General features: G+C 35.0%; 16 protein-coding genes. 10 read left to right on the top strand and 6 right to left on the bottom strand.

Translation table 11 applies throughout. From position 1 onward, the window contains the following. Positions 1-8: 8 nt before the first annotated feature. Together GV828_RS08040 and glmM are read right to left on the bottom strand one after the other, a co-directional pair. The gene (locus tag GV828_RS08040; protein ID WP_166536971.1) at positions 9-353 is read right to left on the bottom strand and encodes a CCC motif membrane protein; all 345 of its coding nucleotides are present in this window, start codon (positions 351-353) and stop codon (positions 9-11) included. Positions 354-362: 9 nt separating this feature from the next. Next, on the bottom strand, positions 363-1,751 hold the full coding sequence (gene glmM / locus GV828_RS08035) for a phosphoglucosamine mutase (protein ID WP_166536970.1): 1,389 nt from the start codon (positions 1,749-1,751) through the stop codon (positions 363-365). A 128-nt stretch (positions 1,752-1,879) separates the two neighbouring features. Between glmM and GV828_RS08030 the strand changes: the two genes are divergently transcribed. The 8 genes from GV828_RS08030 to GV828_RS08000 all read left to right on the top strand — a co-directional run bounded on the left by GV828_RS08030 (position 1,880) and on the right by GV828_RS08000 (position 13,574). Then, the gene (locus GV828_RS08030) at positions 1,880-2,464 is read left to right on the top strand and encodes an acyl carrier protein phosphodiesterase (protein WP_166536969.1); all 585 of its coding nucleotides are present in this window, start codon (positions 1,880-1,882) and stop codon (positions 2,462-2,464) included. 78 nt (positions 2,465-2,542) lie between these two features. Continuing rightward, complete coding sequence (locus tag GV828_RS08025) at positions 2,543-4,363, top strand: chloride channel protein (RefSeq protein ID WP_166536968.1); 1,821 nt, start codon at positions 2,543-2,545, stop codon at positions 4,361-4,363. 294 nt (positions 4,364-4,657) lie between these two features. Then, positions 4,658-4,873: a hypothetical protein gene (locus GV828_RS08020; RefSeq protein WP_166536967.1), complete on the top strand. Its 216-nt coding sequence runs from the start codon at positions 4,658-4,660 to the stop codon at positions 4,871-4,873. 104 nt (positions 4,874-4,977) lie between these two features. Beyond that, positions 4,978-7,809, top strand: coding sequence for an excinuclease ABC subunit UvrA (uvrA, locus tag GV828_RS08015; RefSeq protein ID WP_208103161.1), 2,832 nt, complete (start codon positions 4,978-4,980; stop codon positions 7,807-7,809). Positions 7,810-7,833: 24 nt separating this feature from the next. After that, positions 7,834-8,559, top strand: a complete 726-nt coding sequence (locus GV828_RS13120) for an LOG family protein (protein WP_208103160.1) — start codon at positions 7,834-7,836, stop codon at positions 8,557-8,559. A 106-nt stretch (positions 8,560-8,665) separates the two neighbouring features. Next, on the top strand, positions 8,666-9,103 hold the full coding sequence (locus GV828_RS08010) for a hypothetical protein (RefSeq protein ID WP_166536966.1): 438 nt from the start codon (positions 8,666-8,668) through the stop codon (positions 9,101-9,103). Positions 9,104-9,208: 105 nt separating this feature from the next. Next, a complete protein-coding gene (locus tag GV828_RS08005) occupies positions 9,209-11,716 on the top strand; it encodes a PIG-L family deacetylase (RefSeq protein ID WP_166536965.1) in 2,508 nt (835 codons plus the stop codon). A 124-nt stretch (positions 11,717-11,840) separates the two neighbouring features. Then, positions 11,841-13,574, top strand: a complete 1,734-nt coding sequence (locus GV828_RS08000; protein ID WP_166536964.1) for a sodium:solute symporter — start codon at positions 11,841-11,843, stop codon at positions 13,572-13,574. A 223-nt stretch (positions 13,575-13,797) separates the two neighbouring features. On the opposite strand, the gene GV828_RS07995 is transcribed toward GV828_RS08000, so the two are convergent. Continuing rightward, on the bottom strand, positions 13,798-14,655 hold the full coding sequence (locus GV828_RS07995) for a DUF2911 domain-containing protein (protein WP_166536963.1): 858 nt from the start codon (positions 14,653-14,655) through the stop codon (positions 13,798-13,800). 108 nt (positions 14,656-14,763) lie between these two features. On the opposite strand from GV828_RS07995, the gene GV828_RS07990 reads away from it, so the two are divergent. Together GV828_RS07990 and GV828_RS07985 are read left to right on the top strand one after the other, a co-directional pair. Continuing rightward, positions 14,764-15,231, top strand: a complete 468-nt coding sequence (locus tag GV828_RS07990; RefSeq protein WP_166536962.1) for an SRPBCC family protein — start codon at positions 14,764-14,766, stop codon at positions 15,229-15,231. Beyond that, positions 15,231-16,511 (top strand): cryptochrome/photolyase family protein, encoded by a 1,281-nt coding sequence (locus tag GV828_RS07985; RefSeq protein WP_208103159.1) that lies wholly within the window; start codon positions 15,231-15,233, stop codon positions 16,509-16,511. Before GV828_RS07990 ends, GV828_RS07985 begins: the two co-directional genes overlap by 1 nt. Here GV828_RS07985 and GV828_RS07980 read toward each other — a convergent pair whose 3' ends face one another. The 3 genes from GV828_RS07980 to GV828_RS07970 are packed head-to-tail and all read right to left on the bottom strand — an operon-like array spanning position 16,512 to position 18,563. Further along, positions 16,512-17,171 carry an HAD family hydrolase gene (locus GV828_RS07980; protein ID WP_166536961.1) on the bottom strand — a complete coding sequence of 220 codons (660 nt, stop codon included), beginning with the start codon at positions 17,169-17,171 and terminating at the stop codon, positions 16,512-16,514. Next, positions 17,168-17,827: an HAD family hydrolase gene (locus tag GV828_RS07975; RefSeq protein WP_166536960.1), complete on the bottom strand. Its 660-nt coding sequence runs from the start codon at positions 17,825-17,827 to the stop codon at positions 17,168-17,170. Before GV828_RS07975 ends, GV828_RS07980 begins: the two co-directional genes overlap by 4 nt. Then, complete coding sequence (locus tag GV828_RS07970) at positions 17,820-18,563, bottom strand: tRNA threonylcarbamoyladenosine dehydratase (RefSeq protein WP_166536959.1); 744 nt, start codon at positions 18,561-18,563, stop codon at positions 17,820-17,822. Before GV828_RS07970 ends, GV828_RS07975 begins: the two co-directional genes overlap by 8 nt. Positions 18,564-18,565 lie beyond the last annotated feature (2 nt).

Genomic DNA, 18,565 nt, shown 5'->3' with positions numbered 1-18,565 from the left:
CTGTTTATTTATGATGCGGCGGCAGCGGCTCCAATTATAGAAACTACAAAAACCAGATACAAAATCACAAATATTAAAAATAGCGAACCGAGGCATAAACCGATAATACCACAAACACGACCGCTATTAACATTTTCAATACCGCTGTACATTTCCGGATTAGACTCATAAAGCAATCTGTCTTTTTTTGCCAAAACCAAACAAATAATGCCTAAAATAACGCCTATAATGCCATAGCAAAAACTAGTGGGAATCGATACAATTCCTAGAACTAAAACGGTGGTTGCGTTTGGCAATGGTCTTCGGGTTGGAAAACCTGATGGCTGACGGGTTTCAAATTGATAATTTTCCAAAATAATAAATTAAATTTTAGCAATAATTTTAATTTCTTCAATAATTCTATTTGCTAATTCATCAGCAATTTGCTGGGTTTTAGCCTCGGTATAAATTCTGATAATCGGTTCGGTATTCGATTTTCGAAGGTGAACCCAATTTTCTGCAAAATCAATTTTCACACCGTCAATAGTAGTAATTTGCTCATTTTTATATTTTTTTGTCATTGCCGAAAGAATGGCGTCAACATCAATTTGTGGCGTCAACTCTATTTTATTTTTGCTCATAAAATATTGCGGATAGGACGCTCTTAATTCTGAAACTTTCATCTTTTTGTTTGCCAAATGGGTCAAAAACAAGGCAACCCCCACGATTGAATCTCTTCCGTAATGTGATTCTGGATAAATAATGCCTCCGTTCCCTTCGCCACCTATAATGGCGTTATTTTTTTTCATCAATTCCACTACATTCACTTCGCCAACAGCACTTGCTTCATATTTTCCACCGTGTTTTTCGGTAATATCACGAAGTGCTCGTGACGATGACATATTTGAAACTGTATTTCCTGGAGTCTTGCTTAACACATAATCTGCCACGGCAACTAGCGTATATTCTTCCCCAAACATTTCTCCATCGTCCGAAATAAAAGCCAATCTGTCAACATCTGGATCAACCACAATTCCGAAATCAGCTTTTTCTTTTACGACCAAATCACAAATATCGCCTAAATGTTCCTTCAAAGGTTCTGGATTATGCGGAAAATGACCATTTGGTTCACAATACAATTCAATACATTCAACTCCCATTTGCTCCAAAATTTTTGGAATAATAATTCCGCCAGAAGAATTTACGCCGTCAACAACCACTTTAAATTTGGCGTTTTTCACGGCTTCAACATCTACTAACGGCATGTTCAACACTTCATCAATATGAATATCCATGTAAGCATCATTTTCCGTAACAATTCCTAAATCGTCCACTTCGGCAAAATTAAAAGCTTCGCTTTCGGCAATTTCTAAAATTTCGGCTCCCGCAGCTCCACTCAAAAATTCTCCTTTTTCGTTCAATAATTTCAAGGCGTTCCATTGTTTTGGATTGTGGCTTGCTGTCAAAATAATACCTCCGTCAGCTTTTTCCATCGGAACCGCAATTTCAACCGTTGGCGTGGTTGAAAGCCCAAGATCAGTAACATTAATCCCTAAACCAACTAAAGTATTTACTACTAAATTGTGAATCATAGGACCAGAAATTCTTGCATCTCTCCCAATTACTACGGTTAATTTATCGCTTTTAGAATGTTTTTTAAGCCAGGTTCCGTAAGCAGAAGCAAATTTCACAGCATCAACCGGAGTAAGGTTATCCCCTACTTTTCCGCCAATTGTTCCTCGGATTCCCGAAATAGATTTTATAAGTGTCATCGTAATTTATTATATTAATTTTCGGATCGTAATTCTGACAAATATACAAAGTTGGACTTTTACTATTTGAAAAAAATTTAACAGTCCCACAATTCTTCGTTATCTTTGAAAAAATCAAAATGTTTGCAATGAATTTTTTGGCACATATTTACCTTTCCGGAAAAAATCCTCAGATACAAATTGGCGGCATTATGGCCGATGGCATTCGCGGAAAAGATTATTTAAATTACCCAAAAGACATCCAGAAAGGCATTTTACTCCACCGAAAAATTGACACGTTTACAGATGCTCATCCTATTTTTAGGCAAAGTAAACACAGGCTTCACGAAAATTACGGTCACTTTTCAGGAATCATTGTAGATGTATTTTACGATCATTTTTTAGCCAAAAATTTCAAAAAATACAGCAGAGAAAAGCTGAATGATTTTGCTTTAAGTTTTTACCAAAATCTGCTAAACCACCAAAATGATTTGAATCTTAAAACCCTCAACATGATACCATACATGATTGAAGGAAATTGGCTCTACAACTATCAATTCATTGAAGGCGTTGAAAAAACATTGACACAAATGGACCATCGAACAAAGTTTAAATCTAAAATGGGTAAATCTGTTAGTGAACTGAAATTATTTTACAAAGAATTTGAAACAGAATTTACTCAGTTTTTCGAAGAAATAAGAATATTTTGTAAAACTGAACTTCAAAAAATATAACTTTTTGTAAGGTCAATTTTTTGCAAAAATGTACTTTTGCAATGCTGATTTTACTTCAATATTATTTAATTTTTTTCGATGCAACCCAAAAAATCGTCCCGCTTTTTACTATTTCTAAGACGAAACTTCAAAAAATTTGAAGCCTTATTATTTATCGGAAAAGATTTTCTTTCAGAACGTCATTTTTTATACCTTTCTTGTGTTGTCGTGGCTATTTCTTGTTCGTTTGCTGTAATCGTCTTAAAAGGATTTGCCCACAGCGTTTTTATTTTGGCAAATTATGTAAACGGATATTTAAAATTGCCATACATCAATAGTATCCTGCCAATTGTTGGAATTTTACTAACGGTTTTTGTTATTAAAAATTTATTAGATGGTAGTCTTGAAAAAGGAAGTTCCAGAATTTTATATGCGGTTGCCAAAAAAGGAGGAATTTTGCCAAGAAAACAAATGTATGCGCAAATTATCACCAGCTCATTAACCGTAGGTTTAGGTGGTTCAGCAGGATTAGAAAGTCCCATCACCATCACCGGAGCTGCATTTGGATCTAATTTTGCCCAAAAATATAAACTGTCAAAAAAAGATAGAATTTTATTACTTGCTTGTGGCGTTTCTTCTGGAATTGCCGCAGCTTTTAACGCTCCAATTGCCGGTGTATTATTTGCCATTGAAGTGGTTTTGACAGATGTTGCCATTACGGCTTTCATCCCCATTATGATTTCCGCGGCAACCGGAGCTTTGGTATCGACCATAGTTTTAAACGAAGATGTTTTACTCTCATTTAAAGAACAGCAAACATTTGATTATCATAACATTCCGGTTTATGTTTTATTAGGAATTCTCGCCGGATTTGTATCGGTTTACCACGCCAGAAATTTTCAAAAAATCGAACATTATTTTTCCAAAATAAAAAATGCACCATACAAAAAAGCACTATTTGGTGCCTCCATTTTAGCCATTTTAATTTTCTTTTTCCCGACACTTTTCGGCGAAGGTTACGAAAGTATTAAAGCGCTTTCAAACTCTAATCCACAACAAATTTTAGATAATACACTACTTGACGAACATAAAAGTAATGAATGGATTCTACTTGCTTTTGTTGGGATTACCATGATGCTCAAAGTTTTCGCAACGGCATTAACGCTCGGAAGTGGCGGTAACGGTGGTAACTTTGCTCCTTCCCTTTTTGTGGGTTCATATCTAGGCTTTTTTACGGCAAAATTTATTAATTTATTAGGAATCACTAAACCACTTCCCGTAGGTAATTTTACCATCGTGGGAATGGCAGGAATCTTGGCCGGACTTTTTCACGCACCACTTACCGCAATTTTCTTAATAGGTGAAATTACAGGAGGTTACGGATTAATGGTTCCCTTAATGATTGTCTCTTCTATTAGTTTTGCGGTTTCTAAACAACTCGAACCACATTCTATGGATATTAAGCATTTGGCGGATAAAGGCGATGTTTTTACCAGCGATAAAGACAAAAATATCCTTTCGGCAATCGATATTTTACAACATATCAACACCCATTATAACACCATCAAAATTTCGGATAAAATTGAAAAAATACTGGAACATCTTACTAATTCCAAACAAGATATTTTTCCGGTGGTAAATGACCAAAATCAACTTATAGGCCTTATCACCATGGAACATTTAAAACCCATAATTTTCAACAGCTTCCGAACAAAATATACTTCAATCGAAGAAATAATGCAAACCAACCCAGTAACTATTTCTTACGACGAAAGTATCGAAACCGTTATGGAAATGTTTGAAAATTCGTACCTCACACAACTTCCCGTACTAAAAAACGGTACGTTTCATGGGTTCATTTATAAAACCGATTTACTTGAAACCTACCGAAAAAAACTACGGGAAATGGTCATCGAATAAATTTTATTTTTTATCAGAAACGAATGTTTCGGGCATTTTCAGCCATCGCAATTCCTGCTTTCGGCAGTAGCTTTTCGTCGATTACCTCGGTTTTAAATCCGGGTAATCAACCCAAAAGGCTACTTTACCTCTCCAGAGGCTTCGGGACGGGGTTAATCAGGATTTTTCTGGCATTTTGATAATCGACAGTTCCCACAAAGGGAAAAAACCTTTCCGAAAACCGTAAAAAATTTGCATAATTCTATAAAAATTTTCTGCTTTCTTTCGCCTAAATTTATATTAAAAAAAAAAGTGATGGCAAAAGATAATCAAACTCCAGCTCCAAAAGTTTCCACTGAAGATTCGCAAAAAAAGATGAAGGACCGTAATAAACCCGCAGAAGAACATCTTGATACAGGCAAAAATTCTGGTGTAACAAAAAACAACAGTCAAGGCGAAAATTCAACCGAAAATCAAAAAAATCTCAACGGCAGATTGGCCTCAGATAGTAAAAGAGAAGACCAACCATAAGTTATTTCTTGGCAAAAATTTAGCATAAATCAGTAAGATGCAAACCCTTGTTTCGTTTTAGCTTTCGGAACAAAATTGTACCTTTGCGGTTTCTAAAAAATTACATGACTCACAACGATAATACAATAGAAGTTTTAGGCGCCCGCGTCCATAATTTAAAAAACATCGATGTTTCGATACCACGAGAAAAATTAGTGGTCATTACCGGTTTATCTGGATCAGGAAAATCATCTTTAGCATTCGATACCATTTATGCCGAAGGACAACGCCGTTACATTGAAACTTTTTCGGCTTATGCACGCCAATTTTTAGGAGGATTAGAACGTCCAGATGTTGATAAAATTGACGGACTTTCGCCTGTAATTGCCATTGAACAAAAAACTACCAGTAAAAGTCCGCGTTCTACCGTTGGAACCATTACCGAAATTTACGATTTTCTCCGTTTACTTTTTGCCCGTGGTGGAGATGCATACAGTTATGTTACGGGTGAAAAAATGGTAAGTTATAGCGATGATCAAATCAAAGATTTAATTTTTGAAAATTTTAAAGGAAAAAGAATCAACATTTTAGCGCCAATCATCAGGGCAAGAAAAGGTCATTACCGCGAATTATTTGAACAAATTTCCAAGCAAGGATTTCTAAAAGTGAGAATTAACGGCGAGATCAAAGAAATCACGCCAGGTATGAAACTTGACCGTTACAAAACCCATGACATAGAAACGGTAATAGACAGAATGTTAGTAGAAGAATCTCCGGAAACTGACAAACGCCTTACGGATTCCATAAAAACGGCAATGCATCACGGCGACGGAATCATGATGGTAATTGATCACGACAGCAACGAAATCAGGTATTTCAGCCGAAATCTAATGTGTCCAACTTCTGGAATTTCTTATCCAAATCCGGAACCTAATAATTTTTCTTTCAACTCTCCAAAAGGCGCTTGCGAAAATTGCAACGGTTTGGGAACGGTGAATGAAATCAACATGAAGAAAATTGTTCCAGACCCAACATTGTCTATCAAAAAAGGCGGTTTTGCACCTTTAGGAGAATATAAAAATTCGTGGATTTTTAAGCAGTTGGAAGTAATTGGTGAAAAATATAATTTCAAAATCACCGATCCGATAGAAAAAATTTCCGCCGAAGCAATGGACGTAATCATGTTTGGGGGCAAAGATAAATTTGACGTAACTTCTCAAACACTTGGCGTTACAAGAAATTTTAAAATCGACTTTGAAGGAATTTCTAATTTCATCGCCAATCAATTTGAAGAAACCAGTTCAACGGCAATTAAACGTTGGGCAAAAGAATTTATGGACGAAGTAAAATGTCCGGTTTGTGAGGGTTCACGGTTAAAAAAAGAATCACTTTATTTTAGAGTTAACGGTAAAAATATCGCCGAACTTTCTCAAATGGATATTTCGGATTTAGCAGATTGGTTTGCGGATCTCGAAAATCATTTGACTGAAAAACAACAAAAAATTGCTTCGGAAGTGGTCAAAGAAATCAAGTCCAGATTGCGCTTTTTGGTAAATGTTGGGTTGAATTATTTGGCTTTACATCGAAGTTCAAAATCATTGTCCGGTGGCGAAGCACAACGCATCCGTTTGGCTACGCAAATTGGTTCGCAATTAGTTGGGGTATTGTATATTTTAGATGAGCCAAGCATTGGATTACATCAACGTGATAATGAAAAATTAATTCATTCTCTTGAACAATTGCGCGACATCGGTAATTCTGTCATTGTAGTAGAACACGACAAAGACATGATTGAAAGAGCTGATTACGTAATCGACATCGGGCCAAAAGCAGGTCGATTTGGCGGACAAATAATTAGTAAAGGAACTCCAAAGCAATTACTTAAAGAACAAACCATTACAGCTTCTTACTTAAATGGAAAGATGCAGATTGAAGTTCCGAAAAATAGACGCGAAGGCAACGGAAAATTTTTAAAATTATCAGGGGCTTCAGGCAATAATTTAAAAAATGTTTCGGTAGAATTTCCTCTTGGAAAATTGATTTGCGTCACTGGAGTTTCTGGAAGTGGAAAATCAACATTGATTAATGAAACCCTCTACCCTATTTTAAACGCACATTTTTTTAATGGTGTTAAAAAGCCAGCACCTTACAAAAAAATTGAAGGGTTAGAAAATATTGACAAAGTTATCGATATTGACCAATCGCCAATAGGTAGAACACCTCGTTCAAATCCTGCAACTTACACTGATGTATTTTCTGAAATCCGGAAATTATTTACACAAACTCCGGAGGCGATGATCCGTGGTTATAAACCTGGACGCTTTAGTTTCAATGTTTCTGGCGGAAGATGTGAAACTTGCGAAGGTTCGGGTGTTCGAACAATTGAAATGAGCTTCTTGCCGGATGTTTATGTTGAATGTGAAACCTGCCAAGGCAAACGCTTCAATCGTGAAACATTAGAAATCAGATATAAGGGAAAATCGATTGCTGACGTATTGAATATGACGGTTGATGAAGCGGTAGAATTTTTTGAAAATATTCCAAAAATTTTGAGAAAGGTCAAAGCCTTGCAAGACGTTGGTTTAGGATATATTACCTTAGGTCAACAAAGTACAACACTTTCGGGAGGAGAAGCCCAGCGAATTAAATTAGCCGGAGAACTTTCTAAAAAAGATACCGGAAATACATTTTATATTCTAGACGAACCTACAACTGGACTGCATTTTGAGGATATTCGCGTTTTGATGGAAGTGATAGAAAAATTAGTAAATAAAGGCAATACCGTATTAATTATTGAACATAATCTTGACGTAGTCAAACTAGCGGATTACATTATTGACATCGGTCCCGAAGGAGGAAAAGGTGGCGGAAAAGTGGTGGCCACAGGAACTCCCGAAGAAGTTGCAAAAAATAAAAAAAGTCATACGGCTCAATTCCTTAAAAAAGAATTATCTTAGCAAGCTGATTAATTTTAAAGAAAGATGAAAAACCTTACATTCGAAAACGAAGACGACAAAATACAAGAAGTTTTTAAACAAAAAACGTGGGCAGAAATCCGTACAAATGATTCTTGGGCAATTTTTAAAATTATGTCCGAATTTGTAAACGGTTACGAAACCATGGGAAGAATCGGTCCATGTGTTTCAATTTTTGGCTCTGCCAGAACAAAACCAGACGACAAATATTACCTTTTAGCCGAAAAAATTGCCTTTAAAATCAGTAAAGCTGGTTATGGCGTGATTACTGGTGGAGGTCCCGGAATTATGGAAGCTGGAAATAAAGGAGCGCATTCCGGAGGCGGAACTTCAGTAGGTTTAAATATCGAATTGCCTTTTGAACAACATTTTAATCCATACATCGATAAAGACAAGAACCTGAATTTCGATTATTTTTTCGTGAGAAAAGTAATGTTCGTTAAATATTCTCAAGGATTTGTGGTAATGCCAGGAGGTTTTGGAACATTAGATGAATTGTTTGAAGCCGTAACATTAATTCAAACCAAAAAAATTGGAAAATTCCCGATTATTTTGGTTGGGCGTGATTTTTGGGCCGGTTTAATTGATTGGGTAAAAACTGTATTGATTGAAAAATATGCTAACGTAAGTCCTGGCGATATGGATTTAATTAAAATTGTGGACAATGAAGATGAAGTTCTTGAAGTCCTTGATAATTTCTACAAAAAATACAATCTTAGTCCTAACTTTTAAGACGATAAAATTAAAAAGAGGTTCCGTAAGAGCCTCTTTTTTTATTTATAATTAGCTGATTGGCACAGTTCTTGGCTCTATTTCCTTGAAAATATGCTAAAGAATTATGAAAACCTTACAATACTTTTCGTTTTTATTTTTGCTGTTATTAGCAAATGAAACTAATGCGCAAGTTTCAGTTAATATAAATGTTGGAGGAAGACCAGACTGGGGTTTAGCGGGATTTCGAAATGTAAATTATTATTATCTTCCTGATATTCAAACTTATTATGATCTTAAAACGTCCAATTTTATTTATATAAAAAATGGTCGTTGGACACGTTCAAGAAACTTACCAATTCGCTATAGAAATTACGATTTATACAACGGGTACAAAGTGGTGATTACAGATTATAACGGAAACAGACCATACAATTATTTCAACAGACATCGTGTAAAATACCATCGAGGCAATCCAAAAAACGTGATTATTCAAGAAGTCCGCCACAAAAAGCAAAAAACATATCGCCACGATAAAATTAAAAATCGCGACAGAAATGATTAAATATAAAGGAAACTTAAAAAGGTTTCCTTTTTACTTTTAATAAGAAATAAGAATAAATTTCTTCGATAATTATTATATTTGAAGCTATTCGATTCTTATTTAAAAATGCAAAAATATCACCATAAAACGCTCCTCCTTTTTTTATTGTTTACACAAATAATTCTCGGTCAAACGCCAAAAAAATTATCATCCGGAGAAATTTTTGAAGAAATACAAAAACTTAATTTTTTAGGAACCGTACTTTACGTTGCCGCACATCCAGACGACGAAAATACTAAATTAATTTCCTATTTTGCTAACGAAGTTAAAGCGAGAACTGCCTATTTATCACTTACTCGTGGTGATGGAGGTCAAAATTTAATTGGTTCGGAATTGCGTGAACATCTTGGCGTTTTACGTACACAAGAATTACTTGCCGCCAGAAGAATTGATGGTGGAGAACAAATTTTTTCACGAGCCAATGATTTCGGATTTTCTAAAGAACCCAACGAAACTTTTTCTATTTGGGACAAAAATCAAGTATTGAATGATGTGGTTTTGGCGATAAGAAAATACCGTCCCGATGTGATTATCAACCGTTTTGACCATCGATCGCCCGGAACCACTCACGGTCATCACACGGCTTCTGCGATTTTAAGTATGGAAGCTTTTGATTTGGCTTCGCAAAAAAATGCATTCCCGGAACAACTCAACAACCTTAAAACGTGGCAACCCCGAAATATTTTTTTCAACACTTCTTGGTGGTTTTATGGCTCAGAAGAAAAATTTAATGCCGCTGATAAATCTAATATGATTGCTATAAATGCCGGTGTTTATTTTGGGATTAAGGGAAAAAGCAATGGTGAAATCGCTGCTTTAAGCCGAAGCCAACACCGTTGCCAAGGTTTTGGAACGATGGGAACTCGCGGCGACGAAATTGAATATCTCGAGTTTTTGAAAGGTGATAAACCAAAAAGCAACAATCTTTTTGAAGGAATTAATACCACCTGGTCTAGAATTGATGGTGGTGAATCGATTGGGAAAATTTTAAATGATATAGAAAAAAACTTCAATTTTAAAAACCCTTCGACGCATTTGCCAAAGTTATTGGAGGCTTACCAACTCATTTTGAAGTTAGAAGATAATCACTGGCGTGAACTAAAAAAACAGCAACTCGAAGACATCATTTTAGCTGCATCAGGATTATTTTTAGAGGCAAACGCTACGGAATCATCCGTAAATTTTAATGGAAGTTTTACTTTAAAAACAGAAGTTTTAAATCCTAGTAATCAAAACATTACTATTGAGAATATTTTATTTAACAATCAGCCAGTTTTTGCAAATTACAATCCCGAAAAATTAATTCAAAATCAAGCAATCAAGAACCAATTTTCAATAAATCTCCCGGCTAAATTTAAAGAAACAACTCCTTATTGGTTGCGAGAAAATGGTTCTGTTGGGATGTATCGTGTATCAGAAGAAAAATTAATTGGCTTGCCCGAAACACCGCATCCATTTTTAACCTGGAAACTTAAAATTTGCGACGTTCCGATAGAAATCAGCAAAAACATTCAATATAAATTTACCGATCCTGAAAAAGGTGAAATTTACCAACAATTTGAAATTTTGCCAGAAGTTTCGGCTACAATTATCAACGATGTCACGATTTTTTCTTCAAATGAATCTCAGGAAATTTTGGTAAAAATAAAATCAGGAAAGTCAAATTTAGAAGGAAGAATCTCGCTGAATGTTCCGGAAAGCTGGAAAGTTTCGCCAGCAGAAATTTCTTTTGCTATTGAAATGAAAAATGACGAAAAAAATTTCTCGTTTACCATTACGCCACCAAACTTTGAAAGTCTTGGAATTATTAGCCCGAAAGTTATGATCGGTAATGAAATTTATACAAAATCATTAACAGAAATAGCATACGATCACATCCCCAAACAAAGCATCCTGATGCCGTCAAAAGCTTCAGTTGTGCGAATGAATATAAAAAAATCTGGAAAAAATGTAGGTTATATCGAAGGAGCCGGAGATGAAATTCCAAATAGTCTAAAACAAATTGGTTATCAAGTTACCATCATTAAGCCTAATGAAATTACTGAAAATAATTTAAAAGATTTTGATGCTATTGTATTAGGAATCAGGGCTTATAACGTTGTTGCTGATTTACAGTTTAAACAAAAATATTTGTTGGAATACGTAAAAAACGGTGGAAATTTAATTGTGCAGTACAACACCTCTGGACGACGAGGATTCAATGTGCCTGATTTTTCGCCTTATCCGTTGGTTCTTTCGTCTATTCGCGTGACAGATGAAAATGCTAAAGTTTCGTTTCTCAACGCAACGCATCCTATTTTAAATCGTCCAAATAAAATAACTTCTGAAGATTTTAACGGTTGGGTTCAAGAACGAGGTTTATATTTTCCCGAAAAATGGGCAAATGAATTCACACCTATTTTAGGAATGAATGATCCCGGCGAAAACCAAAAAGATGGGAGCTTATTGGTAGCAAAATATGGAAAAGGACATTATATTTACACCGGATTGAGTTTTTTTAGGCAACTTCCGGCTGGAGTTCCAGGCGCTTTTAAACTTTTTGCCAATCTGGTTTCGATTGGGAAAAACAATTAAAATTTTGATTTCGATGGAAAAAAATAACCTCAAAAAATGGAAAAAAAATTACACAATCGTGTTGCTCATGAACGCGTTGTACATTGCAATTTTCTATTTTATCATGCAATATTTTTCGTAGCCGATGCAAACAATTGATTGGATTATCTTGATTCTCACGCTATTATTCATCACTTTTTATGGTGCTTGGAAAACACGTGGAAGTAAAAACGTACAAGATTTTATTTTAGGAAATAACGAAACGCCTTGGTACACGATAGGTATTTCGGTGATGGCAACACAAGCTAGTGCCATCACTTTTCTTTCTACACCCGGACAAGCTTATAATGACGGAATGGGATTTGTGCAATTTTATTTTGGACAACCCTTAGCGATGATTATTATTTGTATCACATTCATCCCGATTTTTCATTACTTGCGCGTTTACACGGTTTATGAATTTTTGGAACAACGTTTTGACCTAAAAACTAGATCATTAGCAGCCGTTTTATTTTTAGTGCAAAGAGGATTTTCTACCGGAATTACAATTTATGCTCCTGCCATTATTTTATCATCAATTTTAGGATGGAACTTGAATTTAATGAATCTTTTCATAGGAATTTTAGTGATTATTTACACAATGACAGGTGGGACTAAAGCCGTAAATGTCACCCATAAACAGCAAATGTTCATTATAATGCTGGGAATGTTCGTGGCTTTTTTTATAATTTTAAATTTGTTGCCGGAAGAAGTTTCGTTTAACAATGCTTTGCAAATTGCGGGCGTGAACAACAAAATGGAAATTCTCGATTTTTCATTTGATAAAGAAAAAAGATATACAGTTTGGACCGGAATTACAGGCGGACTTTTTTTGGGTCTATCCTATTTCGGGACGGATCAATCGCAAGCACAAAGATATTTGTCTGGAAAATCTGTGAGAGAAAGTCAAATGGGATTAATATTCAATGCATTATTAAAAGTACCCATGCAGTTTTTTATATTGTTAATTGGTGTAATGGTGTATGTTTTTTTCCAGTTCCAACAAGTCCCCATCAATTTTAATCCGAATAGTCAGGCAAGTATTGAAAAATCTATTTATGCCGAAGATTATAAAAAGTTAGAAAGCGAATTAGTTCAAGTTGCCGATGAAAAAAAGGAAATCACATTGAATTATGCCAATCAATTAAATATTGGAACTGATAATAAAGTATTGAAAAACAGAATGATTGCTCTTGGAGAACGTGAAAAAACGTTGCGTGAAAATGCCAAAATTTTAATTAGTAAAGCCAACAATAAAAATAAAACTACTGATAGTGATTATGTATTTATCCACTTTATTACTAATTATTTACCAAAAGGTTTTATTGGATTATTGTTAGCGGTAATTATTTGTGCGGCAATGTCATCAACCGCGGCAGGGATTAATGCTTTGGCATCAACAACTGTGATTGATATTTATAAAAGAAATGTCAAAACCGAAAAATCTGAAACGCATTTTGTAAAAGCATCTAAAGGTTTCACTTTACTTTGGGGAATTATTGCCATACTTTTTGCTTGTTTTGGGACGTTGTTTGAAAACTTAATTCAGTTTGTAAACATCATTGGTTCAATATTTTACGGTACGATTTTAGGAATTTTCTTGGTAGCATTTTACTTTAAATATGTGAAAGCAAAGGCTGTTTTTTGGGCTGCGGTAATCAGTCAGTTAGCGATTTTTGTAATTTATTATTTGGCGATTTTTATTTATCCTCCAGGAAAAGAAAAACTGAGTTATTTGTGGTTGAATTTTATTGGAGTGGTGATTACCATTAGCCTTTCGTTGTTGTTCCAATATTTAAAAAATAGGATTAATGGCAAAATGATTCCGGTGGAAAATTAATTTTCATGCAAGCACGATTTGCGTTAGGGATTGAGCCTTTGTTTGAGCTCGTTTATTTTGGTGTAACGAAGTGGAACCAAAAAAAACTGCGAGTGGCGAAAGCCCGACCCAATTTTTGCAGTATTGTATTGTTTTGCACTTGGTTTTTAAATTGGGGAACGCCAAAAAAAAAAATCCGATTGAAGTTAATTTCAACCGGATTTTTGTAGTTTTTAAGTAGAAATTATTTCTTGCTCCACTCTGCAATGCTGTCTTTGTTCATCTTTACATAATCGGCATTGTTGGCTTTTTCTGCTGCAGCAAGAGACATTTTTGCGGTTTCGATTGCACCTTTTTTGTCACCTTTTTTTGCTTGAATTAAAGATTTTAAACGCAAATACCAAAATGGTGCTTCTTTTCCGTTTTGAGAGGCTTTTTCGATGGCACCATTTACCCAAGTCAAGGCTTTCGCTTGATCTAAACTCGCTTGATAATAGTATTGTGCTGCCGAATAAAGGTCGTTTGCCGTTGGACCATTAAGAGTCGCTTCGATGCTTGCAATGGCAGTTTTTTCTGTGTTTACGTCAATTTTCACAGGAACTACGGTTTTTTCCCATGAGATTTGTAAAACACCGCTGTTGTTCTCTAAATTATTGAAATCGATTGTAAAGGTTTCGATGTGGCGGTTGATAGTTTCTGGTTTTACTGTAACTCTTGCTGCCACTTTTGCATCAGAAAATTCTTCCGGAAGTCCCCAATTATTAGTATCGCTGTAAAAAATGACATCCCACGAGTCTATTTTTGGAACTGTAAAAATGGCGTAACTTCCCTTTTTTACAGGTTTGCCACCAATGCTAACATCTTCACTAAAAGTAATGATTGAATTAGCATTTGCACCTGTTCTCCACATTTTCCCAAAAGGTACTAAATCACCAAATATAATTCGGCCTTTTGCACTTGGTCGAGAATATTCGAGTTGCACATCAGTTAAGCCTACAACTTGGTGAATTTCTGCTTTGGGACTTGGAGCCGGAGCTTTAACTTGTGCATTTGTACCTAACGCAAAAAAAAGCAAACCTGCGGCAACTATTATTTTTTTCATTGTATGAAATATTTAAAATTAGTGTATGCGAATTTAGTTAATTCTTCCCAAAAAATATGTAAGTATTTCGGTTGTTTACATTAAATTTGGATTAATAAAAAAAATATTATGGCATTGCATAGTTTACATAAAGTACAAAGGCTTCCAATTACCATGGACGAAGCTTGGGAATTTATCTCAAACCCAAAAAATTTGCAACGCATCACGCCAGATTCAATGGGGTTTAAAACGATTTCTGGAGACGAAAAAGAAATGTTTGCAGGTCAGATTATCCATTATAAAATTACCCCTATTTTTAATATTTCCATGGAATGGGTCACGGAAATTACGCACGTAAATCCAAAAACATTTTTTGTCGATGAACAACGTTTCGGACCGTATGCTTTTTGGCATCATAAACATTTTTTAAGAGAAATTGAAAGTGGCGTTGAAATGGAAGATACAGTTCATTACAAGTTGCCTATGGGATTTTTAGGAGATCTCTTCCACCCTATTTTAGTAAAGCCAAAATTGGAAGAAATATTTAATTTCAGAGAAAAAACTTTAGTTGAACTTTTTGGAAAATACCCAGGCTAATGAATATTTTTTGGTTTAGAAGAGACTTAAGATTGCACGACAATCATGGGTTTTATAAGGCTTTAAGTGATGGCGAAACATTGCCCATTTTTATTTTTGATGAAAATATTTTAGAAGATTTGCCAAAAAATGATGCAAGATTAACCTTCATATTTAGTTTACTCGAAGAGATGCAAACTGAATTTAAAAAACATAAAAAATCATTAGCCGTTTTTAAAGGAAACCCTTCGACCATTTTTTCAAAACTTTTGAAAGAAAACAAAATCGAAAAAGTTTTTACCAATGTTGATTATGAGCCGTATGCTAAAAAACGTGACGCAGAAATAAAACAATTTTTAAGTAAAAAAAATGTTGATTTTCAAACGTTTAAAGACCAAGTGATTTTTGAAAAAGACGAAATCGTGAAAGACGACGGCAAACCTTATGTGGTTTTTACGCCTTTTGCTAACAAGTGGAAACAAACTTTTAATACCAAAAAATTAGAAAATTTTCCATCAGAAAAAAATTTGTCGGAAATTGTTTCACACGATTACAATTTTTTGAGTTTAAAAGAGATGGGGTTTGAAAAATCTAAAATTCAAGTTCAACCATTTGATGTTTCTAAAAAAATCATTGAAAATTATAAGGAAACTAGAGATTTTCCAGCTATTGATGGTACTACTGGATTGAGTCCGTATTTGCGGTTTGGAAAGGTAAGTGTCCGCGAAATGGTTGAAAAAGCTAACTCATCTCGAGAAAAAACTTTTTTGAACGAATTAATTTGGAGGGAATTTTTTATGCAAATATTATGGCATTTCCCTGAAACGGTTTCTAATAGTTTTCGCCCGAAATACGATAAAATCAAGTGGCGCAACAACGAAAAAGAATTCGAGCTCTGGAAAAATGGTAAAACCGGATATCCCATTGTTGATGCAGGAATGCGACAATTAAACGAAACTGGAACGATGCACAATCGCGTGAGAATGGTGGTGGCAAGTTTTTTGTGCAAACATTTACTGATTGACTGGCGTTGGGGAGAAGCTTATTTTGCCGAAAAATTATTAGATTACGAACAATCCAGCAACGTGGGAAATTGGCAATGGGCTGCAGGAAGTGGTGTTGATGCTGCTCCATATTTCCGAATTTTCAACCCTGCGGAACAAACCAAAAAATTTGACAAAGATTTAAAGTACATTAAAAAATATGTCCCTGAATTTCAGGATCTAGAGTATAAACCTATGGTAGATCACAAAGAAGCTCGCGAACGTGCTTTGGAGGTTTATAAGAAAGCAGTAGGTTGATTATAAATTAATTACCTTTATTTTTTCATAGCTTAAATCTGAAAAATCTGTAATAATTTTGTCAGCTTTTTGTTGGTTTTGTCCAACGCCACTTTTGCCATTGTAAGCGATGCAAAAAATTCCGGCGGCTTTGGCAGCCGCAATTCCGTTAGTGCTGTCTTCAATCACGATACATTCGGTTTTTTGATGATTCGAAAGTTCGACTGCTTTGTTAAAAATCGCCGGATTGGGTTTAGATTCTGGAAAATCATTCCCACTAATTTTATATGAAAAATATGGGTTTAAACCAAATCTATCAAAAACCAAATCGATGATTTCCATTTCAGAAGAAGAGGCCACAATCAGTTGGATTCCGTTTTGATGTAACTCGATAATTAAATCTTTCACGCCAGGCATTAACGATAAACGAGTATCTTTTGCGAAAGCGTCGAAAAATAGATGGTTTTTATCTCCAATTAAATTGGTAATATCTTGTGATAAATTAAAATGATTTTTTATTTTTTGGTAAATCATTTTGTTCGAACTACCGGTAAAAGTATGGTATAATTCATCGGGAACTTCGATATTTAAATTTTTAAAATGTTGATTACTTACTTGATAATGAACAGGTTCGGTGTCTATCAAAACACCATCCATATCGAAAATTACTGTTTTAATCACTGGGTTAAACTTTGAATTATTTCTGGAGAAAGTTCGCTAAAATGATTTATTATTAAATCAGCTTTTGATAAATCCTGTAACTTGGAATGTTCACTATTGTAACCCACGCAAAAAATTCCTGCAGCTTTAGCAGCTTCTACTCCATTTTTACTGTCTTCAATCACGATACATTCACTTTTTTTAGAAGTTGAAATGGCAACAGCATGCAAAAAAATGGCAGGATCTGGTTTTGATTTTGGGAAATCTTCGCCACTCACAATGCACGAAAAATAGCGGTACAAATTGAATCTTTTGAAAACCCTATCAATCGTCACTTTTGAAGCAGATGAAGCTACAATTAATTCAAATCCAGCAAAATGTAGATTTTTAATTAAATTTTCTACACCTTCCAAAAGATATAGGTCCTCCTTATTATCGAAGGCGTTGTTAAAAATGTTTCGCTTCCGCTGAATTAAATCTTCCACTTCGTATTCCAACAAAAATTTTTCTTTTAATTTTTGAAAAACATTTCGCGTAGAATTTCCTGTGAAAGTAGCAAAAAGTGCGTCATCAACAGGAATTTTAAGTTCGTCAAAATGTTGAAAATAAGCGTAACGATGTACTGGTTCTGTGTCCACAATTACGCCATCCATATCAAAAATTACAGTTTTAATCATTGATTTCGTTGTTTTCAGTTTCTTGTTTGAGCAAAAAATTAATTACCACCGCAGAAGCATGAAGTCCAAAAAGCCCTGGCATGTAACTACTTGTGCCGTAAAAAGATTTTTTGAAATTGGTTCCGTCAGTCATTTTTAAACTTTCCACATCCTGAATTTCCGTAGAAAAAACCACTTTTACGCCTTTTTGAATGTTATGTTTTCTCAACTTTTTTTTCATGGCTTTTGCCAAATGACAATTGCGCGTTTTACTGATGTCAGTTACTTTAACTTGTGAAGCATCTAACTTTCCACCGGCTCCCATGCTACTGATGATGCGGACTTTTTTTCTTTTGCATGTTAAAATCAAATTGAGTTTTGGTGTCAAACTGTCAATGCAATCCATCACGTAATCGTACTCTTTCGAAATGATTTCGGCGGCACGTTCCGGCTCTAAAAATTCTTTGATTTTTGTCAATTTTAACTCGGGATTGATGTCCATCAATCGATCGCCAACGATGTCCACTTTGGGTTGACCAACCGTGGAATGTAAAGCCGGAAGTTGGCGGTTAATATTGGTAATATCGACCACATCTCCATCAACGATTGTGATTTTTCCAACGCCAGCACGAGCTATAAATTCGGCAGCAAACGAGCCAACACCCCCCACGCCCACAATTAAAACGTGCGCATTTTTTAATTTTTGCAATCCTTCTGGTTTATAAAGCAATTCTGCTCTTTCTGTCCATTGTGCCATTT

The sequence above is a fragment of the Flavobacterium ichthyis genome (assembly GCF_009915155.1).
In the GTDB taxonomy this organism is placed as follows: Bacteria; Bacteroidota; Bacteroidia; order Flavobacteriales; family Flavobacteriaceae; genus Flavobacterium; species Flavobacterium ichthyis.
This window is presented reverse-complemented; position numbering and strand designations above follow the sequence as displayed.